Raw genomic sequence first — 26,161 nt, forward strand, 5'->3', positions numbered from 1 at the left:
TATGTTAAGATTGTTTATACATCTCCTCTATGATACATGCAATATGAAAATTCACCAAGGGCTATACCCCATCCTATGTAAGGAATAGCTCGTTTTGCAATACTTTTTCCTACAGCTTTTAATGCAATTTTTAAGCCTGTTCTTGAAGTAAAACCTCCTTTTACAAGTTCTTTTATTCCAAAAGCATATGCTGCGCACCCACCAATAGATCTAGTAGTTGGATGATTCTCATATTCTGCTTCTTCAATTAAAATTAACCCAAGAAGAGAAAGAGTTTGGATTTTATATTCCTTGTCAATGCTATCTGTTGTGATAAAATTCTTTGCAAGAAAATCTTCTGTTTTTGTTGCAATTTCTTGAGCGTAAACATCAAGAGAATCTTCATTTATGGCAGCTCTTGATGTGTTTGGATAATAATTTTTGTATGCATTAGCTGACTTTTGGGCAATCTTGCTGGTTACCTCAGTAAACTGATTTATTCCGCTAACTTTTTCAGAAACCTCTTTGTTTGAAGTCTGTATTTCATCAGTAGAACATGCAGAAATCACATTACATACTATAAAAAATAGTACTATTTTTATAATCCCATTCTTATTCATGACTCTATTGTCTTAAATTGTTTAATATCTCTAAGAGTACATACAAAAAAATAGCAGCGGAAAGTATATCTCTTTCTTGTGTCAATTTTTGTATTTGTTTATCTTTTATTTTTCTATTTTTGATAGCTATTCTGTAGATACTATAGATTAAACCTACAGAAAATAACAATATGATAATGTAATGATGTAATGTATTCATTATTTAGTGATGTAATGTATTCATTATCTAGTGATGCTTCAAATCACACGCAGCCTGCTCGTAGTCGATGAGATGATCGATGGTAGGGTGGTCGCCGCAGATTTCGCAGGATGCACGTTTCTTCACCTTGATGGTGCGGAAGTTCATCGTCTTGGCATCGAAGGTGAGCAGTCTGTCTGTCAGGAGATCGCCTACGCCCAGGAAATATTTCAATGCTTCTGCAGCCTGAATGGTTCCTAACATACCGGCAATGGCTCCTAAAACTCCTGCCTGACTACAGGTCGGAACGACACCTGCTGGAGGTGGCTCCTTGAAGAAACAGCGATAACATGCTGTTCCTGGCAGATGTGTAAAGGTCTGACCCTGGAAGCGGAGAATACCGCCATGAGAAAAGGCTTTGCCTAATCGAACACAGGCATCATTGATGAGGAATTTTGCTGGGAAATTGTCTGTTCCATCAATGATGAAATCCCAAGGCTGGATGATTTCCTCTGCATTGTGGGAATCAAGGAAATCATGATAGGTAGTTACCTCTACGTCCGGATTGATGCCAATCATCTTCTCCTTGGCACTTTCCACCTTAGGTCTTCCCAAATCTTTGGTCTGATGAATGACCTGTCGTTGCAGGTTGCTCAGATCAACAACGTCTGCATCTACGATACCGATATGTCCCACTCCGGCTGCTGCCAGATAAAGAGATACTGGTGAGCCTAAACCTCCTGCACCGATAATTAGGACTTTGGCATTGAGGAGCTTTTCCTGTCCTTCGAGACCTACATCCTGAAGCAGGATATGTCGGCTATATCTCTCAATTTGTTCTTCACTTAATTCTATCATTTTACACTGTTTTTCTTTTACGGATGAATACTATCACTTATTAAATACGTTAACGATACAGAATACGTACATTAACGACAACGTAATCTAATATATTAAACTATTTAATAAGCATTTTATTGTACTGAATTTCTGTCTTGCTTCTTAAAAAATGCTACTTTTAATAGTTTTTTCTCTTTAAGAATTTTTTCTTGCTATTTTGTATACAGTTGATTCCTGCTTGACGACAGAGATTCTATTGAATTTAGCAAGCGCCTCCTCCCATGAAATATAGGAAATCTACACGGTCACCTTCTTTCAGTTGTATTTTCTCGTAGTCTTCTCTTTCTACGAAATCTTCGTTTACCTGAATGGTTACCATTTCTGGCTGGAACACTTTATTGATTTTTATCAGTTCTGCCAATGTGAGAGGAAGTGTTACTTCCTGCTTTTCGTCGTTTACAATAATCTGTGCCATAATCTTATTTTTTATTTGTTATTTTCTGGGTGCAAAGGTACGGCGATTTTGCGACCTATACCATACCACCCCGGGGGTATTTTGGGTCACATTATGATAGTATGGTATATACCACAAATGGGGTAGAAGGATATTATATAAGTATAAATAAGACTACAAAACTGCAGATATGCGCTTAAAGTAACCCAAAAATAGGTATAAGTAATAGTAAAAAAAGTGGTACACCCTCTTTGGGATGTACCACCTTATATAGATATTTACTGAAAATCAGATTAGATCTGCTCGCTCCAGTCCTCCTGGCTCTTACGAACGTAAGTCTGGTAGCGGAGCTTAGCCATCTTCTCTGCCTGAGAGAAGAGCTCATCAGCCTCCTTAGGGAATGCCTTCTGTACAGAGAGGTAACGAACCTCACCGAGCAAGAAGTCGCGGAAGTTCTCCCAGTTTGGAGCCTTTGAGTCGAGTGTGAATGGGTTCTTACCCTCATCAGCTAACAGTGGGTTGTAACGCCACAAGTGCCAGTAACCGCACTCAACAGCCAACTCTTCCTCATGCTGTGAACGACCCATACCGCCCTTACGCTTCAAACCGTGGTTGATACATGGTGCGTAAGCGATGATGAGTGATGGACCTGGATAAGCCTCAGCCTCGCGGATAGCCTTCAATGTCTGAGCATTGTCAGCACCCATAGCTACCTGAGCTACGTAGATGTAACCGTATGTAGTCTGCATCAAACCGAGATCCTTCTTGCGGATACGCTTACCCTGAGCAGCGAACTGTGCGATAGCACCGAGAGGTGTTGACTTAGAAGACTGACCACCTGTGTTAGAGTAAACCTCAGTATCGAGTACCAAGATGTTAACATCCTCACCAGAAGCCAATACGTGGTCGAGACCACCGTAACCGATATCATAAGAAGCACCATCACCACCGATGATCCACTGTGAACGCTTAACGAGGTAGTGATCCAAAGTCTTGAGCTCCTTGCAGATAGGGCAACCCTTCTCAGCGCCGGCAGCGATGAGAGGCTTCAACTCTGCAGCAGCCTCCTTAGAACCCTCAGAATCGTTCATGTTAGCCATCCACTTGTCAGCAGCAGCTACGAACTCAGCAGGAACATGCTCCTGAGCCTTAGCCTCCTCGAGCAAGTGAGCGATACGCTCCTTCATCTTCTTGTTACCCATTACCATACCGAGACCGAACTCGCAGAAGTCCTCGAACAATGAGTTGTCGAATGCAGGACCCTGACCCTTAGCGTTCTTTGTATATGGAGTAGATGGGATAGAAGCTGAGTAGATAGAAGAACAACCAGTAGCGTTAGCAATCATCTGACGATCACCGAAGAGCTGAGAAATCAACTTAACGTATGGAGTCTCACCACAACCAGAGCAAGCACCAGAGAACTCGAACAATGGCTGAGCGAACTGAGAATTCTTAGGGCTCTGCTTGATGTCAACGAGATCCTGCTTAGAAGCAACGTTGTGTACGAGGTACTCCCAGTTAGCTGCCTCCTTGACCATATCCTCTGCGTCAACGTTGAATGGAACCATTGTCAACGCCTTCTCACCCTTCTTACCTGGGCAGACGTCAGCACAGTTACCACAACCCAGACAGTCGAGTACTGATGTCTCGATGCGGAAGTGCATGCCAGCCAAAGCCTTAGGTGCCTTCACATCCTGAGTCTCGAGACCCTCGATGCCTGCGAGCTCCTCATCGGTCAATACGAATGGACGAATAGCTGCGTGAGGACAAACGAATGAACACTTGTTACACTGGATACAGTTCTCAACGTTCCATACTGGTACGAATGCCTCAACACCACGCTTCTCGAATGCTGCTGTACCATTCTGCCATGTACCGTCAACAGTGTTGTGCTTAACGAAGTCAGAAACCTTCAAGAGGTCACCTGCCTGACCGTTGATAGGACGAACGAGCTCCTTAACGAATGCTGGAGCGTTATCCTCCTTAGCCTCATCGTCAGCGAGGTTAGCCCAAGCTGGATCTACTGTCAACTGCTTGTACTCACCACCGCGGTCAACAGCGCCGAAGTTCTTGTCAACAACGTCCTGACCCTTCTTAGAGTAAGACTTAACGATGAATGCCTTCATCTGCTCTACAGCGAGATCCAAAGGAATAACCTTTGTGATACGGAAGAATGCAGACTGGAGGATGGTGTTGGTACGGTTGCCGAGACCAATCTCCTGAGCAATCTTAGTTGCGTTGATATAGTAAACTGTGATGTTGTTCTGAGCGAAGTAACGCTTTACCTTGTTAGGGATGAAGTTAACCAACTCCTCGCCGTCGAAGATAGTGTTCAGCAGGAAGAAACCGTTCTTACGCAAACCACGTGTTACATCGTACATGTGGAGATAAGCCTGTACGTGGCAAGCTACGAAGTTAGGAGTATTTACCTGATAAGCACTGTGGATAGGGCTGTCGCCGAAACGCAAGTGAGAGCAGGTGAAACCACCAGACTTCTTAGAGTCGTAAGAGAAGTATGCCTGGCAATACTTGTTGGTATTGTTACCGATGATCTGAACTGAGTTCTTGTTAGCACCAACAGTACCGTCAGCACCCAAACCGTAGAACTTAGCCTCGAACAAGTCGTCGCCACCCATTGGGATTTCCTCCTCTTCTGGGAGAGAAGTGAATGTAACGTCATCAACGATACCTACAGTGAAGTGGTTCTTTGGCTGTGGCAACTCAAGGTTCTTGAATACAGCAACGATCTTAGCTGGAGTTGTATCAGAAGAACCGAGACCATAACGACCGCCAACGATCAATGGCTTGCGCTCGTCATCGTAGAGAGCTGACTTAACGTCGAGGTACAATGGCTCACCCTCTGCACCTGGCTCCTTAGTACGGTCGAGAACAGCGATACGCTTAACAGTAGCTGGGATAGTCTTCTTCAAGAAGTCAACAGAGAATGGACGGAAGAGGTGAACTGCAACCATACCAACCTTCTTGCCCTGCTTGTTCAAGTAGTCGATAGCCTCACGAGCTGGCTCTGTAGCAGAACCCATCAAGATGATGATGTTCTCAGCATCCTCAGCACCATAGTAGTTGAAGAGGTGATACTCACGACCAGTAATCTTAGTCATCTCCTGGCAATACTTCTCTACTACCTCAGGGATTGCATCGTAGTAAGTGTTGCAAGCCTCGCGGTGTGTGAAGAATGTCTCTGGGTTCTCAGCGGTACCGCGAGTAACAGGACGCTCAGGAGTCAAAGCACGGTTACGGAAGTCCTCGATGAACTCTTCCTTAACCAATGGACGGATGTCTTCCATATCCATCTCCTCGATCTTGTGGTACTCGTGAGAAGTACGGAAACCATCGAAGAAGTTAATGAAAGGAACCTTTGTCTCCAATGTAGCCAAGTGAGGAACTGCAGAGAGGTCCATCACCTCCTGAACAGAACCAGAGCAGAACATAGCGAAGCCAGTCTGGCGGCAAGCCATTACGTCCTGGTGATCACCGAAGATACAAAGTGAGTGAGAAGCCAATGTACGAGCTGATACGTTGAATACGCAAGGAAGCAACTCACCAGCAATCTTGTACATATTAGGAATCATCAACAACAAACCCTGAGAAGCAGTGTAAGTTGAAGTCAAGGCACCAGCCTGGAGAGAACCGTGAACTGCACCGGCAGCACCAGCCTCAGACTCCATTTCCTGGATAGAAACTCGCTGACCGAAAAGGTTCTTACGACCTTTGGCAGCCCATTCATCTACATGCTCCGCCATTGGTGATGATGGAGTAATAGGGTAGATAGCAGCAACCTCAGTAAACATGTAGCTTACGTGTGCGGCAGCTGTGTTACCATCACAAGTGATAAATTTTTTCTCTTTAGCCATTTTACTTTTAGATAAAATATTAAAAATGTTTTGTATTTAATTCGTTTTTTATCGAATGACTTTTGCAAGCCAACCGATGCGTTTTATAGTCTTTGTTGTATTTACCTTAGTACAGGAATCCCAATAACCACAGTGGAATCTTATTGTCCTTACCAACTTCCGTATTATAGCGGGCATAGATGGTGTCTGGATTAAATCTCACTTTGTTGGTGGCATGAGCATCACAGATACGGAACTTGGTCGTTCCATCTACCATATAGAAATGGTCTTTTCCGCCTTGGTGTACTTTGTGATCTTTCCACATGGAATTGACGAAGAATGTCTCCATGATTTCCTGCTCGTCTATTTGCAGCGGGAAGATGGCATACATCAGGTTGGTATTGTGAAGCATGACCTTGGATGGTTTCTTTGGGAAGAATTGACCATCAGGATAAATCATGTTGATGAGTCTTGCATCTGCCAGATACTTGATATAGTTCATCACCGTTGCACGGCTTGTCTCAATGCTATCTGCCAGTTGACTGACGTTTGGAGCTTTTGCACCTTCTACTGCCAGTTGATAGAACAATCTTTTGATTTTGTTTAGATATTTAAGTTCTATTTGTTTGATGAGCAAAATGTCAACCTCCGTCATCATATTCATAGTCTTGAGCAAGTTCTCCGTGAAGTTGCGTTGCTCCAAGAAGAATGGATAGAATCCATGATGCAAGTAGTCCTTGAAATACTTCATCGGACTTACTTTCGGTAAGATTTGTTTTACTAGGTGCTCGTGATTACGTAATATTTCATCGAGAGAAAATGCAGGAAAGTTATTGCCCGTCTGCAGGTTGAGAAACTCTCTGAATGAGAAACCTCTGAGGTTGTAGCTTTTAACTATTCCGTTGAGCTCAGGATTCTCTTCCTTGAGTCGCATCACGCTTGACCCGGTAAATATGATTTTCAGCTCTGGATACAAGTCGTAGCATTTTCTTAACTCCTTGCTCCAGTTAGGCTGTTTAAATACCTGGTCAATGAGTAATGTTCTTCCACCTTGGCGAACAAAGTCTCCAGCAAAATCTGCTATACCTCTACCCTGGAAATAGAAGTTGTTCATGTTCACAAAGAGACACTTGCGGTCTTTCGCTCCAAAATGTTCTTTAGCATATTGAAGTAGAAATGTTGTCTTACCAACGCCTCTTGTGCCCTTGATACCTATCATGCGGTCGTTCCAGTCAATCTCATCCATGAGAGACCGACGTACTGGCGCATTGATATGCTCTACCAGGTATGTATGTGTTCTGAAGAAAGCTTCTTCCATGAGTTTCTGTTTGTTCGTGTTGTTTATAGATGCAAAGGTAATCAATATTTTCTAATTTGCAAACTCTAGATAGCAAAAACTAACTTTTTTTTCATTATTTAGCACTATTCTAAGTTAAAATCCCATTTTTGGGCTTTTTTTTTCTCATTTTAGAGTGCTTTTTATTAACTTTGCAGTATGAAATTACATATATTTAATCCTGAACATGATTTGGCGCTTGCAGTCAATCAACCGAATTATACGGCTCCTCATGCTGGGAGACAACTTCGTAATGATTTAGCTTTCATTCCTGCTCTTTGGGCGGATGAAGGAGATTTCGTTATGGTGGATTCCATTGATGATGCTTATGATAAGGTAAGACATCTCGGCTATATATATAATAAGGTGGAATTTATCACGCCAAGACAGCTGGAAGGTGTTTTCAGGGATACGATGGAGATAGACAGTATTCATCCTTGGGGATGGGACAAGGCCTTAGTTTCTCAATTGAAACATTTGGGGTGCCCAGATATCATGTTGCCTACTTCTGAAAATCTGAATAAAATCAGATGCATAAGTAGTAGAGAATGGGCTGCCAAGAATCTCCAGAGTCATGTGGATTTTGTTGCTGATGTGGCAATGCTGAAAGATGTGGTTTCAAGAAAAGGACAGGCGATTATTAAATCTCCTTGGAGTTCAAGTGGTCGTGGACTCAGATATGTGAACAGTTCTTTCTCTGCTACTGCTCAAAATTCAGGCATCACCAGACTCGACAATCTGGATGATATGGAGAAATGGGCTGCTAACGTGATTCGCCATCAAGGGGGTGTTACTGTGGAGCCTTATTATAATAAGGTGAAAGATTTTGGTATGGAATTTGAAATAGTTGATGGAGTGGTGAAATATTGCGGATTATCTCTGTTTCAGACCATCAAGGGGGCTTATGCGGGTAATATCCTTGCTTCTGAAGAGGAGAAAGAGGAAATTCTTGCTTCTTATGTTTCCTTAGATAAATTGGCTCAAATACGTCAGCATATCATTGAGATTCTCCAGCCGGTTCTGAAATCTATCTATAGCGGACCTTTTGGGGTGGATATGATGATTTATGCGGATGATGAACGAAGATTGCAGATCAATCCATGTGTGGAATTGAATCTTCGTCGTACGATGGGACATGTGGCATTGTCCTTGGGAGCATCCGAAAAAACGGCCGGACATATTATGCAGGTTGGTTTTGATGGTAACAAACATCGCCTGCGGGTTTTACCAGGCTTGCCTTCTGAATCTGCTCCTTATCATTAAAAGTACTATTATATTATACAAACAACTTAAGACATGAAAACAAAATTAATCTATCTGCTGATAGCTTCAACTTTGGTAGGTGGTAGTTCGACTGTTTTTGCTCAAAAGGCTCATTCGACTTCCCCTTATGTTTCTCAGGTCTGGAATCCAGACTTAGGTAATGGCATGTATAAAAATCCTGTCATCAATGCGGATTATTCTGATCCGGATGTGGTTTGCGTTGGTGATGATTATTATATGACTGCCAGCAGTTTCAACTGTATCCCAGGCTTACCAATCTTGCATAGTAAAGACTTGGTGAATTGGGAAATCATCGGTCATGCTGTTACGAAACTTCAACCAGAGAGTGAGTTTGATCAGCCTTCTCATGGTAATGGTGTATGGGCTCCATGTATCAGTTATCATAATGGTGAGTTCTATATTTATTGGGGCGATCCTGACTATGGCGTATTTATGGTCAAGACGAAGGATCCTGCCGGAAAATGGGACGATCCTGTATGCGTGATTCCTGGTAAGGGAATGATTGATACGTCTCCTCTTTGGGACGAAGATGGTAGAGTTTATCTCGTTAATGGTTGGGCTAATTCCCGCAATCGTTTTGCCTCTGTCATTACTGTTAGAGAATTGAATGCTGATGGTACCAAGGCTATCAGTGATCCTGTCATCGTTTTTGATGGAAATGGAACGGAGAACCGTACTTGCGAGGGACCTAAATTCTATAAGAGAAACGGCTGGTATTGGGTTATGTTCCCTGCTGGTGGCGTACCTACAGGTTTCCAGGTGGCTATGCGCTCTAAATCACCTTTCGGTCCTTATGAATCTAAGAAGGTTCTGGCACAGGGAAAGAGTCAGATTAACGGCCCTCATCAGGGTGGATGGGTTCATACCAAATATGGAGAGGATTGGTTTATTCATTTCCAGGATAAGGAAGCTTATGGACGTGTCGTCCATCTCCAACCTGTTACCTGGAAGGATAATTGGCCAGTGATGGGCAAGGTTCCGGCAAAAGGTTATTGTGGGGAACCGTATGAGACTTATAAGATGCCTAAAGCAAGTACTCATGTGAATGTGAATCCTGTTGAGAGTGATGAGTTTAATACTCCAAAACTTGGTTTGCAATGGCAGTGGCACGCTAATTACCAACAGCAGTTTGGTATGCCTACTTCCTGGGGTGTATATCGTATTTATACCCATAAGAGTGATGAAACCATTTGGCATACTCCCAACCTCTTGCTCCAAAAAACTCCTGCTGATAATTTTACGGCTACTGCAAAATTACAACTGACAGCTAAAGATCAGAATCAGATGGGTGGTATTATCATGATGGGATTGGACTATTCTGCTTTGGTTGTCAAAAGAGTAGGGGATGAATTCCAGTTGCAGCAGATTACCTGTCATAAGGCTGACAAGAAGGGAACTGAAGATGTGAAGGTGCTTGCCACTTTTGCGCCGACTTCCGCTGATAAAATTGATTATCAGCCTGCCTTGCATCATTCTTCTTATCTCCGAATGGTTGTTAAGCAGGGAAAGGTTAATTTCTACTTTAGCAAAGACGGAAAGTCCTTTAAGAAGGTAGGTGACGAATTTACAATGCGTGAAGGAAAATGGATTGGAGCCAAGGTCGGTATGGTTGCTAAAGAACCAGCAGGTAAGACCAATCGTGGCTGGATAGATGTAGATTGGTTTAGAATTACCAAATAAGCTACTAATATTCGTAGAGCATTTTGAATTCAATATATTAAGAGTATTCAGAAAAAATAAAGGATGAGTGACTTCTCAGTTACTCATCCTTTTGCTTGATTTCGCTAAATCAATTTTAGTTCTTATAAGTATGTACTTATTTAATTTATAAAAAATTTATTATTTACTTTTCTTACTAAAAGCACAATTATACTTCTTTGAGTAGATCATCGAGGAATGTATCCAGATCATGGTCTAAATCTTCCATCAGGTCACCACCCACAATAATCGTGTCATCATCTGCCAGATAGAGTTCTCCAAGATTTTCTTTGTCATCATCTTCGAGAACAAAACTGTATGGCTTGAGAATTCCCAAGTTATCAACGATAGCTGTGTTCTTTCTCAGAATATCTCTCAAACACTTGGCAACTTCCTCATAGAAATTTTCGTCCTTGTTGTCTATCCATTGTTCAACAACGCAGCGAGTAATCTCCTGCTCGTCGTCATTGTATGCCAACAATTCTCCACTATCCTGAGAACATCGTACATGAATATCTGTAAGAACAGAAGTTTCATCGAGTTCTTGAGGTGGAAACTTTTGAGCTATCTTCTTGATGAATCGCTCAACTTGCTGAAGTGTTTGTTCTGTTATTTCCATGTCGTTTCTGTTAGCGTTACTGTCTGGCATGATATTGATGTTTGTACTTTTATGTACTTATAAAAAGAGAGGGGTCGCTCGATGATGTGATGAAACTCTGAACTTTCACAAGTTTGAGAGCTCTCCGTCTTTGTAATCCACTGGCTTTACAGCTTAGTCGCAAATGCGATTTATATGGCCCGCCATCAACAAGAGAAGTCTTCTCGGTTTCACGATTTAATATGAAGAGTAACCCGATCGAACCGATACGACCCCAAATATTTTTATTCATTTGTCATGTTTTACATTTGCAAAGGTAATGCTTTCTTATGAAATAACCAAATATTTTCTCATTTTTTTATTTGCATTCTTCAATTTCTTTCCAGATGCTTTCAAATGTTCTTCTTAATTCTTCTTTGTTTTCTATAATACCCCTCAGTTCCTTTAATGCTTTTTCATTGGGTGAGTTTGGTATCCAGAGTTTGATATACCCATTGTTGGAGTATTTTTCTTCCATGTGCTGAGAGAATCTGAGCCATTGGTTTTCTTTATCTTTCTCTGCGTAATTTTCTATTCCATATTGGATAGCTCGCAGGAAAATTTCATGAGCTTCAATATCTCTGTCTGCTTCTGCTACGATTTTCCCATAAATACTTCGGGGCTGTCTGCTGGAAGATGCTCGATGATCTTCTACAGCTTCTTTCATGATTTTGATTTGCTCTGGCTTGAACCAACGCTTCAATCTTTGATCACTCTGGAGTATCTTACCACTTGTGATATGGTGTATGGCTCTTGGTCCTTCCATTCCTAAATCATGATATGCTGCTATCACATATACCATGTTTATGTCTGCACCTGTCACTTCTGCCAACTTGATGGAGTTTTTGATCACTCTATTCACGTGGCGTAAGCCATGACTCGTTCCGAATGCATTGTAACGTGGAAGAATCTGTAGCTCGATGAATTCCATTATTTCAAGATTTACCTGTTGTTTCATAAGCTTTGTTATATAAATATCACAGAAAGTATGGCTGCAACTGATAGAAGGCCAAAAACTAAAATGTTGCGGGCTGTCAAGCCGAGTACCTGATTTAATTTTGCTCCCTTGTTGATTCTTTTCATCTCTTGATAGGATTGCCGGTGTAATATGATATATATAAGGTATAGAGCATACGTCGGAATTAACTTGTCGGTTTGATATGAATCGAAGAATACGCGGATGATCATGATACCTGCAGCGATGTATCCTATTGATTCGTATAGTCTTCTTGTCTTGCTTTCTCCCAAACGTACTGCAAGGGTTATCTTGCCGTTGCTCCTGTCATTGTCAATATCTCTGTAATTGTTGACTATCAATAGTGCGTCTATTGCTAAGCCGCAGGCTATGGATGATGCGATCACTTCACCTGTTGGAATTTGTTGGTGGAGAGGCATGCAGACGTAGTACGTACAGCATACAGGAATGATACCGAAAAACAGAAGTACTAAAATATCACCCAATCCGTGGTAGCTGAATAATGTGGTGTAGAGAAAGCAAAATACGACACATGCTATTCCCACCATCACCATTTCCAGTCCTCCGTATAATATAAGTGGTATTCCTGTCATACATCCCAAAAGGGTTGTAATGAGGATTCCCCACACCATAGCGTCGGATGTTATCCATCCTTCCGAACATGCTCTTTTAGGACCTAATCTCGTCTCGTCATCATTACCTTTTTTAAAATCAAAATAGTCGTTGACAAGGTTTGAATCTATCTGCATGATCCATGCAAATAGCAAACATAAGATTGCAGGAATCCAATTGAATTGTTCGCTTGTATTTCGCCACGCGAATGCAGTTCCTATCATGACAGGAACTGCAGCCGCTGAAAGCGTCTTGGGGCGTGTTGCTAAAAGCCACGCTTTTACAGAATTCGTTTTTACCATTTTATTAGTTAAAGAAATTCCAACTTACTCCAAATCTGAATACCCTTCCATTGATAGGGTAGTGAGGTGTCAAGAAATAATTTCTGTCTCCCTGTCCGGCGTTGATGTGACTCATCATGACAAAGAAGCGGGTATGCTTGATGAATGCATTGGCATAGACATTGACTATCGGATAATTGCCTACCTTTACGTTCTTGTCACCATTTCCCTGGACTACATATTGTCCCATATATGGAGAATAGTCGGGTGCAGTGTAGCTCGTGAAATATCGGGCATCTGCACCTAAGTCTATATGCAAAACTTTTGCGATAGAGAATTTGATATATAAATTGGTGTAGATATCCAAGTCTGGTACCGGTACAACTTCTTCCTTGCTTGAATGCTGGTATGTAATTACATTTTCCCAATTCAGTATGCCCAACTTAAAGTCCTGTTTTAATTGTGCAGTAAGTAAATTGATAGGACTGGAACTCTGCATAGGAGTTACTGTAACGCCAGTTCTCAAACCTTCATCGGTAATGCTGTAACTCTGACTCAAATAAGTATAATTCTTGATTTCATCAACGGCAACACGTAACGAAGTGCGAGTCTTGTTGAACCTTAATGTTCCCATGATGCGGGTATGAATGATCTTGTCGAGATCGTTTTCCCACCAGAGGTGTCGAGAATGATATTTTCTATAGTAAAAAGATGGATTTTCGCGATGGAAGAAAGCATCTCCTATAATTGAAAGCGTATCTCCAAGGAAAGGGATATTTACATCCAGATTTCCATCTACAGCCAAAGTACCCGCATCTTCGCCTGCGATACCTATTTCCGCAATGGCATTATAATGTAATAGCTTTCCTTGTTTTTTACTGAGTTGACCACCAACACTAAGTGTATGTTCGTTATATTTTTCTATACCGCCCTCCATTGTAGGCAAGTCGAAGTGGCGCATGTCGTAACTTGCAAAAGCTTTGATGCCAGCTTTGGCCCATTTGCTGAAGCCCTCTAAAGTGGCTAATGCAAAGGTATTCTTCATTTCCCAATGGCGGGTCTTGTCGTATATAGAGTCTCCTGTCAACTTACCCACGTTGTAGTATTCGTTTAAGTAAAAGTTCGCTGGGGTCTGATAAGCAGTGTATATACGCTTGTAATTGTCAAATTTGAGCGTATGGATAAAACTTGTGACTGGTACGTACTCAGTTTTATAGAACAATGAGTCTTCCTTGGCCTTCTTTTGGATGGCCAATAAGCTATCAGCAGCAGCTTTACCGTTGACTGCTATTCTGGTTGTATCTGTTTTCAAAGAGCCTGCATTAGCTTCCACTGCAGGTTCGTTGCCTGCAATTTTAGCGCCTTCTGGTCTTCCGGAATATTTGGCTTGTTGAGCTTTATCAAATTCCTTCTCGTTAAATTTCTTTCCGGTTTCTTTCGCCTTTTTTATGGCTTCTTCTTTAGCTTCGCTTTCAGCATTATCTTTTGCAGACTCCATAGCGAATTTCTTGGCCTTGATTTCTTCTTCTGTCATTTTTACTTTGCGTTTGAAACCTAAGCTATAGCGATGAGATAAGAAGATATGCTGATTATCGTTTCTGTTCCAGTTCTTCTCTAAAACAGTTGGAATCTCATTTTCTGAAAATGTTTCTTCGAAAATTTCCGGGTGCTTGATATAGTCATCATCTGTAATACCTCCATTCTCTGTCACCTTCTGGTGGAGAGTACTAAGAAGTAAATGTGCCTGATATTGGTCACCAATATAGGAAGCCCACATGGTATATTTGAAATGACTGGTACTTTGTGCGTTATAGTAACCACGTCCGTATTTGTAGTCGAATTTGAATCCTGCTCCCAATCGCTTATTGGCATTGACTGCAAAGATGGCATGGAAATCGTCCTCACCATTCGTGCGGTCACCACATGAATTGAGTGTGATGTTGGTTATTGGTGAGTATGTGTTGGTGAAATGAAAATCACTGACGGGCGTGTTGAAATATGAATAAGGTTCTGTGAAAAGGAATTGGCCCTGAGTATTTCTGCGATCAATGAAAATACGTCCTATTCTCGGAGAGCCCATGTTACCTAAGGTGTTGTATTCTCCGCGAAGTCCTTCTGTGAAAGTCGTATTCATGTACATATGCTGAAGTGTATCTACAACAGCATCTTGCTGGTCGCCGAATCTTTCATCTACCGTCCAAACCTTAATTCCTTTAGGAATTTCCTGATTAGAGCCGAGTGAATCTGTACTTATTCTTCTTTCGGAAGCTGGGCGGAAATCTCCATCTTCATTGATTGAATTAAAATCAGTTTGTGCTGCAACCGAGGTAGTTGCAGCACAAAATAGCATTGTAGTGAATATTTTATTCATTATGTAGGTATTCATTTACTACTTTCTTATTCCTATATATATGGTTTTCTCATGATTTTTGAACAGACAAAACCTAATATCATTTCTTAAAATCTTAAATGTTATTTCTTAAATAGTCTGAGACAGACTTCAATAATTTTAAGAACAACTCCTATAATCAGTACAATGGTACTTGCAGTTTGATATTCTGTTTGAGTCCAAAGAATGAGTCCGATGACAGCCAAAAGCATGAATGCAATATTAAGCTTGTTTCGAACTTTCAGCATCTTGTCTCTGCCATCATAGTCAATGAGTCGTCGCTGGCGATGTTGGGGTCTGACGGCATAAGATGTCTTTGTTTCGTTATTCTCGTTGGATTCAGTATTTACTGTATCCTGTATCTTGTTATCTTCTTGCATTTTGAAAGAATTGTATTAAACAACTTGAAAGTTAATTTTTAACTAATGCTTTTATGTCGCTGAAAATCTGATCCTTACGATCAATAGTTCCCTTGCGGAATTTGCCAAAGATGCGTGCTAAGCCATTCTTTTTCTTATTGAGTGCATAGCGATCAGAAATTACTTTTTCTGCTGGCTCCTTAAAACCAGTAGAGCGTCCTTCTTCATAATTATAGATGATTTTTGACAATGTAACGGTCAAAGAGTTATCTGCAATTTGAGCAACCAACAGATATCTGAATTCTGTTCGGTCAAGTGAAAGGAATGACTGGCTGAAAACAAGCCATTCATCCATAGTATTTGCTATGATATTCTCTTTTGGATTGACAAGTGCAACTCTGCTTGCTATATTATTTTTGTCTTGTGTTAAATTGCTGAAGTAATTGTACACAAGATCATAAATCTGTTTCGCAGATTTCCCGTTAGCATCTGTTTGCATGGTAAATTCGATTTTGCCATTTTCATCAGTTGGTATTGCGCCCTCCAAATACTTCGGGTCATCTTTCAGTGTAACACCATTTTTAGTAACCGTTTTCTTGGCAACTTCAGTGCGCTTTTCTACTTTAGGGACAATCCAACCTTGGTTTGTCTCTGAAGGAGCATTGGTGCTTTCTGTATTCTTTTGCTGATTTTTGACTACGATAGTTTTACCATTAATCGTAGTAGATGCTGGCTCGTTTGCAATGGATGGTTCCAGTTCTTTATCTGTACCTTTCGCTTTTTCTGCGGCAGCCTTTGCTTCTTCTACAGCTTTCTTGGCTTCTTCCAATTGTTTTTGAGCTTGTTCCAACTTTTGTTCTGGTGTCAAAACAGTCTGTGCTGACATCATTAAAGGGAGAAACATGAATATTGTGAAAAATACTTTCTTCATGATTATTTTGTTTTTAGAATCTTTTCCGCTCGGTGAATGGCGAAAACAGAATGGTTATAAATGATATGTGCGGAAGATGAGGGATTCAAACCCCCGATACCCCGTAAGGGGTATACCGGATTTCGAGTCCAGCGCATTCGGTCACTCTGCCAATCTTCCATTCTCTGGTAATTTAGCATGATATATATTCATACTTACCTTTAAACATTGCAAAGATAGTGTTTTTTGATGTTATAGCAAAATTTATGACGTATTTTTTAACAATATTAACCTCAGTTTCTTTGTTGTTCATTCAATGGACAAGTTCAATTGGTGTTTTGGATCATATTGTAAAAGATGAAGGGGTGGTATTTTTCGGAGATACTGTTGCTATTTGACTTGTTTTCTGATGCGAACTGACTTGTTTTCTGATGCGAACTGACTTGTTTTCTGGTGCTAAGTGACTTGTTTACTGGTGCTAAGTGACTTGTTTACTGGTGCTAAATGACTTGTTTACTGGTGCTAAATGACTTATTTATTGTTGCTGTTTCCCTTTATTTCTTGAATTTGTAATCTATGATTCTGATTTGTAAACATAAAAATCCCCTCCTGGAAAGCATTTGATTGTCTTTCCGGGCGGGGAATTATTATATTCGGTAGAATAAATCTATTATTTGATCATATCAACGCTGCGCTTCAAGAATGCTTCGAGGCCTGCGCCCTTAAGCATACCGTTTTGCAGCAAAGCAAGGTCAATCAGTTGGTGAACGATATTGTTGTCCTTGGCGTAATTGCCTATGATTTCATCACGCTTACCTTTTTCATCGCTGATAGTCTTTTCGGTTTGATGAACATCATCCTTTTCCTGCTGGGTAATCTCCTCTGGTTTCTTCTTGGTCTGTTCCTGATGAAGAACTGCCAATCGAGCCTCCTGACCCTTGATCTCTGCCAAGATAGGCTTGAGTGCTTCTGCAGTATTGCTTTCTGAATCAGCCAAAACATTCTTTATCAGAGTATGGTCTGAGTTCAAGATGATGGTGTAGCTGTCAGGCATCTCACCATAGAAGTTCATACCTTGCTGGAACTGACTCATGGTCTTCATTCTGCGCATCCACTCGTTTTGTGTGATGACTACCGGTTTGCTGTTCTCACCCAAAGCTTGCACTTCAACGGTGAATTCCGTTTTTTCTATCTTAGGAAGTTGTGAACGGAATACTTGTGTCAGATTGTCGGTCTGCTCATGATTGAGGTCTGTCTTTTTGGCATCTTCTTTCACGATAAGGCGCTCAATTGTATCAGAATCAACGCGAACAAAACGAGATTTTTCAAACTTTTGTTCAAGCATGTTCACCATTGGGGTATCCAACTGTCCATTCATCAAGAGCACAGAATATCCCTTGTCCTTTGCAGCCTCGATATATGAGTACTGCTCCTCTTTGTTGTTGGCATAGAGATAAATCAGGTTGCCTTCCTTGTCAGTCTGGTTGTCCTTGATGACGGTCTTATATTCGTCAAATGTAAAGTACTTACCATCTACGTCCTTAAACAAGGCGAAGTCTTTAGCTCTATCATAGAAATCTTCCTTAGACAACATACCGTAGTTGATGAATATCTTGAGGTCATCCCATTTCTCTTCGTATTCCTTGCGGTTTTCCTTGAATATAGAATTCAGACGATCTGCTACTTTCTTTGTAATGTAGGTAGAAATCTTCTTGACGTTGCTGTCGCTCTGTAAGTAACTGCGGCTTACGTTCAATGGAATGTCTGGTGAATCGATGACACCATGAAGCAAGGTGAGGAACTCCGGTACGATACCCTCAACTTGGTCAGTAACAAAGACTTGGTTGCAATACAACTGTATCTTATTGCGTTGCATGTCGATACTGTTCTTGATACGTGGGAAGTAGAGAATACCTGTCAGGTTGAATGGGAAATCTACATTCAGGTGAATCCAGAACAGAGGCTCGTCAGACATAGGGTAGAGGGTACGATAGAAATTCTTGTAGTCCTCGTCTTTCAATGTACTTGGAGTCTTAGTCCATAAAGGCTCTACATTATTAATAATGTTATCTTCCTCTGTTTCGACATTTTTTCCATCCTTCCATTCAGTTTTCTTTCCGAATGCCACAGGTACGGCCATGAACTTGCAGTACTTGTTCAGCAATTCCTGAATCTTGTTTTTCTGAAGGAATTCCTTGCAGTCATCTGCTATGTGGAGGATAATATCCGTACCTCTCTCGCTCTTTTCTGCATCTTCAATTTCGAATGCAGGAGAACCATCGCAGCTCCATTTTACGGCTTTAGAGCCTTCTTTGTAGCTCTTGGTAATGATTTCCACCTTGTTGGAAACCATGAAAGAAGAATAGAAGCCGAGTCCGAAGTGACCAATGATAGCATTGGCATTCTCCTTATATTTATCAAGGAAATCAGTAACACCTGAAAAAGCTATTTGGTTGATGTATTTATCTATTTCCTCTTCAGTCATTCCGATACCATGATCGCTGAAGGTCAATGTACCAGCATTCTCGTCAAGAGAAACTCTTACTATAGTGTCTCCAATTTCTCCCTTGAAATCACCTTGAGCAGCAAGTGTTTTCAACTTTTGTGTGGCATCTACTGCATTTGACACCATCTCACGGAGAAAGATGTCATGGTCTGAATAAAGAAACTTCTTGATGACAGGAAAAATATTTTCTGTCGTTACTCCAATATTACCTTTTTGTGCCATAATTATATGTTTTAATTTAAAATTTACTATTCATATGTTTTTGTGTTTGCCACTTACAAAAGGCGTGCCAAAGAGCGATAAAATGTTTCTTATTGTATCTGAAATGTTTCATTTATGACTTTTTGGCTCAAATTATTTCTTATAAAATTTGGTTGCTTTGTTTTTTTTATTACCTTTGCAAGAAATTTAATGATAAACTTTTGAAACAACACAATCATGATGCAACAATTACAATCTAAATCCGATTTGATCGCTGACTATTATTCTCAGCACTATGAAGAAGTGAAGGCTTTCGTTTCTTCCCGATTACAATATGCAGATGATTCTGAAGATGTCGTTCAGAATATCTTTCTGCGCCTCTTGCAAATGGACAAAATGATATCTTCTGTCACTTTGCCTTGTTTGGTATATACGATTGCCAGAAATTTGATTTGTGATTATTGGCGCCATCGTCAATGTGTATATGATTATGAACATTTTTTCGTGAACTCTCATGCTTCTCGAATTTGCACGAATATGGGTGAATCAATCTATTCGGTCCAGCAAATTAACGAATTGCTTGAACGTGGAATTGCTCGCTTAAGTGAAAATCAACGTAAGATTTACAGAATGAATGTATGCGATGGAATGCAGATTAGTGAGATTGCAATCAAGTTGGATGTTAAATATAAGAAGGTAGAAAATCGTCTTTGTGCTGCTCGTAAAGAGGTTAGGAAATATATGAAACGTATGTTGGCTTAATTGGGGATTTATAGTTTTTTAGAATGGTTCTTATAGATTGGTATTTTTCTCAAGAAGGGCAAGAAGGACGAGATGGCCGAAAAGGACAAGAAGGGCAGATGTATAAAAGTAAGATTGTGAAGTTGTATTTAAATAATTGTTGTTTTATATAAAAATAGGAGAAATTATCATCTTATAAATGATAACTTCTCCTATCTTTTTGTAGCTGTTGCCACAAAAGTATTGAGACAACGTAAATTTCTTTGTTTAGCTAATCATAAGTTAGTTATACCAAATTTCTCCGCCCATTACGTTTTGGGGCATAAACGCTGTTTCTTGAATAGGTGATGCGATTTCTACGTATTCACCATAGTTCTTAGCATTTTCTGTTTTCATTTTCTTTAGGTTTTGTGATTTAATAAATGTTTATCTTTGTACTTATACTTTGTCTTAAGAAAACAAGCATGTTATCTTTAAGACATTGCAAAGTTAATCATTATTTTTCAGATTATCAAGTATTTACCGCATTTTTTTTACGTTTTTAACAGTATTGTTTTTCTTTTGGAATATTTATGCGTCTTTTTTTCTATTTTTGCTGAATTTAGTATATTTTATGATTCTGGATAAAAGAAAAGTAGGTGCGTCATAAGCCGCATCATGTAAACTAAAAATGTCCCACAGACTTTAAATATTTACATAGATTTTTATGGCGGAAAGACCAAATCTGTGTATATCTGGAATCTGTGGGACTATGTGCTATTAGGCTATCAGCCCGTACTAATCTTGCCTGTTACTTAACTTTTATCCTTTGCGTGGTGCATTGCGGAGTATGTCCAGAAGATGATCCCATACCATCTGCACAGTTGGGATATAGAGTGCTTCCTGTGGAGTGTGTACTTCTCGGAGAGTAGGACCAAAGCTAACCATGTCCAAATCAGGATATTTTTCTGAGAAGAGGCCGCATTCCAGACCTGCATGAATACCCTTGACTAATGGTTTCTTTCCGAAAAGTTTTTCGTAACTCTTGACGGTGATTTCCGTTAGTTTGCTATCTGTACGCATTTTCCATGCTGGATATTTGTCGCCTACAGTAATTTTAGCTCCAGCCAGCTGGAAGGCAGCTTTCACTGTATTGGTCATGTTTTCCAGATTGCTCATCACATTACTGCGTTGTGAAGCTACGATGTCAATAGAGTTGTCTGTAGTTATCACACTGGCAACATTGCTGGAAGTTTCTACCATCCATGCAATAGCTTCATCCTGGCAGGTTGTCAACGGGCCGTTATCTACTGCTTGTAAAGCCATGATGAACTTTTCTACTATTGTTTTTTCGATGACAGGAGATGATTCTGCAGATTCCATATTGAAGACCATATCCTTTTCTGTAACATGGAATTCTTCTTCAACTTCTGATGCAAAGATGTTCCAGTCTATACGAACCTGTTCTTTTACCTCATTCTTGATAGCTAATACTACCTGACCATCACGAGGGATGGCATTGTGCATCTTACCACTATTGAAGTTGACTAATCTGATGTCGCCGTTAAACTTTTCCATCTCCAGATACAGGAAGCGGGCGAGAAGTTTGATGGCATTGGCGCGCTTCTTGTTGATGTCATCACCTGAGTGGCCGCCATTTAAACCTTTCAGACTCAATTTGATGAAGAAGTAACCTGCAGGAGCTTGTTCGCGTTCAAAATCAAAAGTTGCGTGAATGGTCTGTCCACCAGCACATGAAACGAAAATCTGTCCTTCATCCTCAGAATCCATATTGATGAGCATTTTGCCTGTCATAAAACCGGCTTCCATGCCATGCGCGCCGGTTAATCCAGTTTCTTCATCACGTGTAAACACACATTCTATAGGACCGTGTTCGATTTCATTACTGTCAAGGATAGCCAGTTCAATAGCGCATCCAATTCCGTCGTCAGCCCCAAGAGTAGTACCCTTAGCTTTTAACCATTCGCCATCTATATAAGTCTGGATAGCATCCTTGGTAAAGTCGATATCAACATCTACCAATTTATCGCAAACCATATCCATGTGACTCTGGAGTATGATGGTTTCTCTGTTCTCATATCCAGGTGAAGCAGGCTTTCTGATGATCACATTGCCCGTTTTGTCAACGTTGGTTTCAAGATTTCTGCTTTCGCCAAAATCTTTGAGGAACTCAATCATCTTTTCCTCGTGCTTAGAAGGACGAGGTATTTGATTGATTTTTGCGAATTGCTCGAAAACGCATGATGGTTTTAACTCATTTTTTTCCATATCAATATGTTTTTATATTATTGTTGTACTATTAATAACTTACTTTTTTTAGAAAAGAATGTTATTTTATTTATAATTACTTACTATTTCTGGCTTTTTATTTGGGATATTCCCCAAAAAATATTACCTTTGCAACCAAATGTGCTAATTAAAGCACTGCAAAATTAATAAAAATGGTAAAGATATTCCTATTTAGTGTGTTAATAATTGCTATTTGTATAGCATTGTTATCAGTTAAGTTGATTTTTAGGAAGAACGGAAAGTTCTCTTCCCAGCATGTGCATGATAATCCAGGCTTGCGCAAGCAGGGCATTCATTGTGTCATTGATCAGGACAGAGAAGCGCGTCAGGCAGGAAAAGCCTATTAATTAATAATTGAGATGTATTGTGATAAATGGAAGATAACGTATATGTTATTTTATGTTTATTATAAATGATGACTCATGTATGCATTCCGATTCCTAATTTGATTTTTGAGAAATAGAAAATAAGTAATAATAAAATTATAGAAGAAATGAAAAAGAACATTTTGGGTTCAGTGGCATTTGCAGCTATGGCCGCTTTGTCACTAACATCTTGCAACAAGTCACAGCCACAGGTTGAAGCTAAATCTGAAAGTAAGGCTCCGGCTGAGTTAAAGATTGCTTATGTTGAGGTGGATTCTATCATGACTCAATATAAATTCGCAAAGGAGTATGCTGCAATTCTTGAAAAGAAGGGTCAGAACATTCAGGCTACTCTTGCACAGAAGCAGCAGAACTTGCAGGCTGCCGCTGCTAATTTCCAGCAGCAGATTCAGCAGAATGCTTTAAGTCGTGAGGCTGCTGAGCAAAGACAGGCTGCTATACAGAAGCAGAATAATGATTTGCAGGGATTGCAGCAGCGTTTGAGCAACGAGTTTGCTTCAGAACAGGAGAAGTACAATAAGGCTCTTCATGATAGCATCGCTAATTATCTGGCAAGATATAATAAGGATAAGAAATATAGCATTATCTTCTCTAAGAGTGGTGACAACTTGCTGTACGCAGACAAGGCTTATGATATTACCAATGAAGTAATCTCTGGTCTTAACAAGGCTTACAAGAGCACACTCCCTGCTGCTACTCCTGCTGCAAAGAAGTAATATTATTATGTTAAGAGACGAGCGGTATCAATTTGTGTTGGATTACTTTCGGCAATCCATGCCACATGTAACCACGGAGTTGCAGTTTGGTAGTGCATTTCAGCTTTTGGTGGCAACCTTGCTTTCGGCTCAATGTACAGACAAGCGTATCAATATGGTTACACCTGCTCTTTTTGCCCATTATCCTGATGCAAACAGAATGGCTCAGGCTGAGGAGGATGATATCTACGATCTGATTAAATCAGTCAGTTATCCTAATGCCAAGGCTAAGCATTTGGTGGAAATGTCACGTAAACTGGTATGTGATTTTAATGGAGAGGTTCCTTCCGAAATGGCTCAGTTGGTTACTCTTCCAGGAGTAGGGCGAAAGACTGCAAATGTGATACGGGCAGTTTGGTTTGGTAAGGCTACGATGGCTGTTGATACACACGTTTATCGCGTAAGTCACCGTTTGGGCTTAGTTCCTAAAACCGCTGATACTCCTCGTAAAGTAGAAGATTACCTGATGAAGCATATTCCAAAGGAAGATATTCCTAATGCTCATCACTGGCTACTCCTGCATGGTAGGTATGTTTGTAAAAGTGCTAACCCAGATTGTGGTAAGTGTCAGTTTACAGATATCTGTCCTAAATTGCTGAAAAACAGTAAGTTATAAATATGGATGCAAAAAATCCCAAACAGTTGGTTGATATTCAATCTCTGTTTGGGATTTTTTTGATGTTTTATCTTTTTATATTAATTCCAGAATCTTATCGATAATCTTATCTATTGTAGTAGAATCAGTAGCTTGATCTATTTTCTGATTTATCTTTTCCTCGATTTTCTTGCTCACCTTGTCTGCAGCCTTATCCATAGCCTGATTGGCTCTGTCTTCCAACTTCTTCTGGATATTTTCGCCCAAATCTTTTTCATCAGTAGTGTTTTCACTTGAATTGTACTCGTCAGAACTGGTATTTTCTGGGTTGTTTCCTTCCAATGCTTTTACCATGTCGTCAGAATTCATAGTAATGACTTTTCCGAAAATTCCATAACTGACCGTATGTTCTTTGTCTTGAATAGTCACAGTACCTTTCGAGAAAATCAGATAGTTATGATATTCGAAGAGATTGTCAAGTGCCGAGTCAATAAAATTACCTGCAAGCATTCTCGCCATCATTCCAAAACCTTGTGAGAAGATATCATTGCCATTAGATGTTGTTGCTTTTTCCACGGCTTTACTTACTTCTGTGCGAATGGCATTTTCATGTGATTCTCTATTCGGATTTGTCAGAGCCATGATAATGAGGAGAAGCAAGACAAGTCCACCGAAAATTTTGAGCAAATAATGATTTTGCGGTTTCTTTTCCTCTTTATAGGGAGCCGAAGGGGGTGTTGGCGGAATTGCAGTTTCTTGTTGCATGCCTGTGGAAGAAGCATTCCTATATTCATTTGTCTTTTCGTTCAAAATGTAACGGAGTTCAGAAACAGTCCAGGCTGGTTGCCAGTCTTTCATACCTTCTTTCCATACTAAGGTTTCTGCTGAAATACCCATTTCTGCAAGTTGGGCTATCGTGTATGGTCCTTCTTGCTGATTATTTAATATAACAAAGAATTTCATTTGCTTATGATATTATATAATGTATGATCTTCTTTTGTTCATGTGTAGCTTTCCACCAGCCAGTTTTCTCTTTACCTCTGATAGCAACAGGATGCTGGCTTGGGTCAGAAATTGAAAGACCGCAATAATTCTTGATCTTAATTGTTGCTTCTGGATACAGTCTTAAAGCTGTATATACGCAATCAGTATGTGCTGCAGCTTTGACTGTTTTCTTCAGTTGGTTGCTGAATTGTTCTTTTAGATAACCGCTTGGCTTCAAACTGTCAACATATACTGCCATGTCGTAGGAAAGATGTGGTAAGAAACCATCGAGTGGCTGGATGGAGTCGAGAGGAATCGTGGTATCTAATGTATATTTTTGATTGATTTCTTTCATTACATTTGCCAGCGCATCTAATTGTCTGCAATCGATGGCAGCCATATTGCAATATGGAGAATTGCTATTCTTGTAGAAGTTTACGATGCCATTTACAAGACTGCTATAGTTTGGGGTTGTTCCATTAAGATAGCTCCACATTGAGCGGTAAGGAATTCCTTTAGCCATGATTTCACTACTGGAAGCGACGAGATAGTTTGTGACATCCTTCAGCTCGTATGCTGTCTCCACATTTCCCATATAGCATGCATCGAAGAGGATATACTGCATTTTGATGCCGCTTTGCTTGATACCTTCCACCAATGTGCTTAGATCTATTGAATTTTCCTTGCGATCTACGCTACCGAAAAAGCGGGTTGTAGGATTGTTTGGGTCTGCGCCAAACTGAATGCCGCTAAATGAGGTATCAAATGTTTGCTGTGTATTGAATGATTTTGCCTGATTTGGATAATTTATCCAATCGTCAGCGCAAGACCAGCCGCAACCGTGACCACCAATAATCAGGGCATAGTTAAGTGCTTCTGCATTTTGTCTTACCTCATTGAGAAGATCTGCGAATCCATTTGCAGAATTGTAGGCTGAGCCTTCGTAAGTTTTAATAGGAGTCCTGCTTACCTCTTTTGTAACATCATTATATGTCAGATCAAAGAGCGTACTATTGTTGGCATTATTGCTGAAGAAAACCAATACACGCGTATTGTTGAGTCCCTTCTTGTCAGTAATACCTGCACAGATGCTATCAATATTATTAGATAAAGCTTCTGTCAATCCGATACTTGAGTTTCCGCCAGTCCAAGGTAGGAAGACGAGTATTGTCTGCTTATTAACTTTATCGACGTCAAAAGCTTCTTCTGTACAACTTCCTAGTCCGATGATGGATACAATTGCAAAGATAAATCCGTAAACAAACTGTTTCATTTAGGGGAGGATTTAAATGAAATGTTT

General features: G+C 40.3%; 21 protein-coding genes and 1 tRNA gene. 6 read left to right on the forward strand and 16 right to left on the reverse strand.

Annotation, left to right across the window (positions count from 1 at the left end; all coding sequences use genetic code 11):
• Positions 1 to 14: 14 nt before the first annotated feature.
• The 5 genes from KUA50_RS03715 to KUA50_RS03735 all read right to left on the reverse strand — a co-directional run bounded on the left by KUA50_RS03715 (position 15) and on the right by KUA50_RS03735 (position 7,240).
• Positions 15 to 599: a hypothetical protein gene (locus KUA50_RS03715; protein WP_218456263.1), complete on the reverse strand. Its 585-nt coding sequence runs from the start codon at positions 597 to 599 to the stop codon at positions 15 to 17.
• Positions 600 to 825: 226 nt separating this feature from the next.
• Complete coding sequence (locus tag KUA50_RS03720) at positions 826 to 1,635, reverse strand: HesA/MoeB/ThiF family protein (RefSeq protein WP_218456262.1); 810 nt, start codon at positions 1,633 to 1,635, stop codon at positions 826 to 828.
• A 244-nt stretch (positions 1,636 to 1,879) separates the two neighbouring features.
• On the reverse strand, positions 1,880 to 2,092 hold the full coding sequence (gene thiS / locus KUA50_RS03725) for a sulfur carrier protein ThiS (protein ID WP_022110249.1): 213 nt from the start codon (positions 2,090 to 2,092) through the stop codon (positions 1,880 to 1,882).
• Positions 2,093 to 2,364: 272 nt separating this feature from the next.
• Positions 2,365 to 5,943 (reverse strand): pyruvate:ferredoxin (flavodoxin) oxidoreductase, encoded by a 3,579-nt coding sequence (nifJ, locus tag KUA50_RS03730; RefSeq protein WP_218456261.1) that lies wholly within the window; start codon positions 5,941 to 5,943, stop codon positions 2,365 to 2,367.
• 106 nt (positions 5,944 to 6,049) lie between these two features.
• The gene (locus KUA50_RS03735) at positions 6,050 to 7,240 is read right to left on the reverse strand and encodes an ATP-binding protein (protein WP_218456260.1); all 1,191 of its coding nucleotides are present in this window, start codon (positions 7,238 to 7,240) and stop codon (positions 6,050 to 6,052) included.
• Positions 7,241 to 7,417: 177 nt separating this feature from the next.
• Here KUA50_RS03735 and KUA50_RS03740 point away from each other — a divergent pair, with 177 nt between their 5' ends.
• Together KUA50_RS03740 and KUA50_RS03745 are read left to right on the forward strand one after the other, a co-directional pair.
• Positions 7,418 to 8,521 carry a hypothetical protein gene (locus tag KUA50_RS03740; protein ID WP_218456259.1) on the forward strand — a complete coding sequence of 368 codons (1,104 nt, stop codon included), beginning with the start codon at positions 7,418 to 7,420 and terminating at the stop codon, positions 8,519 to 8,521.
• 33 nt (positions 8,522 to 8,554) lie between these two features.
• Positions 8,555 to 10,222: a glycoside hydrolase 43 family protein gene (locus tag KUA50_RS03745; RefSeq protein ID WP_218456258.1), complete on the forward strand. Its 1,668-nt coding sequence runs from the start codon at positions 8,555 to 8,557 to the stop codon at positions 10,220 to 10,222.
• Between the two features lie 187 nt (positions 10,223 to 10,409).
• Here KUA50_RS03745 and KUA50_RS03750 read toward each other — a convergent pair whose 3' ends face one another.
• The 8 genes from KUA50_RS03750 to htpG form a co-directional block, all read right to left on the reverse strand.
• The gene (locus KUA50_RS03750; protein WP_218456257.1) at positions 10,410 to 10,859 is read right to left on the reverse strand and encodes a hypothetical protein; all 450 of its coding nucleotides are present in this window, start codon (positions 10,857 to 10,859) and stop codon (positions 10,410 to 10,412) included.
• Positions 10,860 to 11,196: 337 nt separating this feature from the next.
• Positions 11,197 to 11,835 (reverse strand): HD domain-containing protein, encoded by a 639-nt coding sequence (locus KUA50_RS03755; protein WP_218456256.1) that lies wholly within the window; start codon positions 11,833 to 11,835, stop codon positions 11,197 to 11,199.
• 8 nt (positions 11,836 to 11,843) lie between these two features.
• Positions 11,844 to 12,767, reverse strand: a complete 924-nt coding sequence (gene menA, locus KUA50_RS03760; protein ID WP_218456255.1) for a 1,4-dihydroxy-2-naphthoate octaprenyltransferase — start codon at positions 12,765 to 12,767, stop codon at positions 11,844 to 11,846.
• A 4-nt stretch (positions 12,768 to 12,771) separates the two neighbouring features.
• Positions 12,772 to 15,117, reverse strand: a complete 2,346-nt coding sequence (locus tag KUA50_RS03765) for a putative porin (protein ID WP_218456254.1) — start codon at positions 15,115 to 15,117, stop codon at positions 12,772 to 12,774.
• 101 nt (positions 15,118 to 15,218) lie between these two features.
• Positions 15,219 to 15,515 carry a mechanosensitive ion channel protein MscS gene (locus KUA50_RS03770; protein WP_256624159.1) on the reverse strand — a complete coding sequence of 99 codons (297 nt, stop codon included), beginning with the start codon at positions 15,513 to 15,515 and terminating at the stop codon, positions 15,219 to 15,221.
• Between the two features lie 31 nt (positions 15,516 to 15,546).
• Entirely contained in the window at positions 15,547 to 16,425 is an 879-nt protein-coding gene (locus KUA50_RS03775) for a DUF4468 domain-containing protein (protein WP_218456253.1), read from the reverse strand.
• A gap of 70 nt (positions 16,426 to 16,495) precedes the next feature.
• Positions 16,496 to 16,584: transfer RNA gene (locus tag KUA50_RS03780), tRNA-Ser, on the reverse strand.
• A gap of 490 nt (positions 16,585 to 17,074) precedes the next feature.
• Complete coding sequence (htpG, locus tag KUA50_RS03785) at positions 17,075 to 19,132, reverse strand: molecular chaperone HtpG (RefSeq protein WP_218456252.1); 2,058 nt, start codon at positions 19,130 to 19,132, stop codon at positions 17,075 to 17,077.
• A gap of 216 nt (positions 19,133 to 19,348) precedes the next feature.
• Here htpG and KUA50_RS03790 point away from each other — a divergent pair, with 216 nt between their 5' ends.
• A complete protein-coding gene (locus KUA50_RS03790; protein WP_318346068.1) occupies positions 19,349 to 19,873 on the forward strand; it encodes a sigma-70 family RNA polymerase sigma factor in 525 nt (174 codons plus the stop codon).
• A 780-nt stretch (positions 19,874 to 20,653) separates the two neighbouring features.
• Here the strand turns inward: KUA50_RS03790 and KUA50_RS03795 are convergent.
• Positions 20,654 to 22,120 carry an aminoacyl-histidine dipeptidase gene (locus KUA50_RS03795; protein WP_218456251.1) on the reverse strand — a complete coding sequence of 489 codons (1,467 nt, stop codon included), beginning with the start codon at positions 22,118 to 22,120 and terminating at the stop codon, positions 20,654 to 20,656.
• Positions 22,121 to 22,293: 173 nt separating this feature from the next.
• Here KUA50_RS03795 and KUA50_RS03800 point away from each other — a divergent pair, with 173 nt between their 5' ends.
• From KUA50_RS03800 to nth, 3 genes are all read left to right on the forward strand, one after another.
• A complete protein-coding gene (locus tag KUA50_RS03800; protein ID WP_022109776.1) occupies positions 22,294 to 22,488 on the forward strand; it encodes a hypothetical protein in 195 nt (64 codons plus the stop codon).
• 146 nt (positions 22,489 to 22,634) lie between these two features.
• The gene (locus KUA50_RS03805) at positions 22,635 to 23,243 is read left to right on the forward strand and encodes an OmpH family outer membrane protein (RefSeq protein WP_218456250.1); all 609 of its coding nucleotides are present in this window, start codon (positions 22,635 to 22,637) and stop codon (positions 23,241 to 23,243) included.
• A 7-nt stretch (positions 23,244 to 23,250) separates the two neighbouring features.
• Positions 23,251 to 23,898 (forward strand): endonuclease III, encoded by a 648-nt coding sequence (gene nth / locus KUA50_RS03810; RefSeq protein ID WP_118117434.1) that lies wholly within the window; start codon positions 23,251 to 23,253, stop codon positions 23,896 to 23,898.
• Between the two features lie 75 nt (positions 23,899 to 23,973).
• Here the strand turns inward: nth and KUA50_RS03815 are convergent, their stop codons facing one another.
• Positions 23,974 to 24,840, reverse strand: a complete 867-nt coding sequence (locus tag KUA50_RS03815) for a GYF domain-containing protein (RefSeq protein ID WP_218456249.1) — start codon at positions 24,838 to 24,840, stop codon at positions 23,974 to 23,976.
• 4 nt (positions 24,841 to 24,844) lie between these two features.
• Positions 24,845 to 26,134 (reverse strand): clostripain-related cysteine peptidase, encoded by a 1,290-nt coding sequence (locus KUA50_RS03820; RefSeq protein ID WP_218456248.1) that lies wholly within the window; start codon positions 26,132 to 26,134, stop codon positions 24,845 to 24,847.
• Positions 26,135 to 26,161: the final 27 nt, after the last annotated feature.

The sequence above is a fragment of the Segatella hominis genome, from assembly GCF_019249725.2.
Taxonomy (GTDB): domain Bacteria; phylum Bacteroidota; class Bacteroidia; order Bacteroidales; family Bacteroidaceae; genus Prevotella.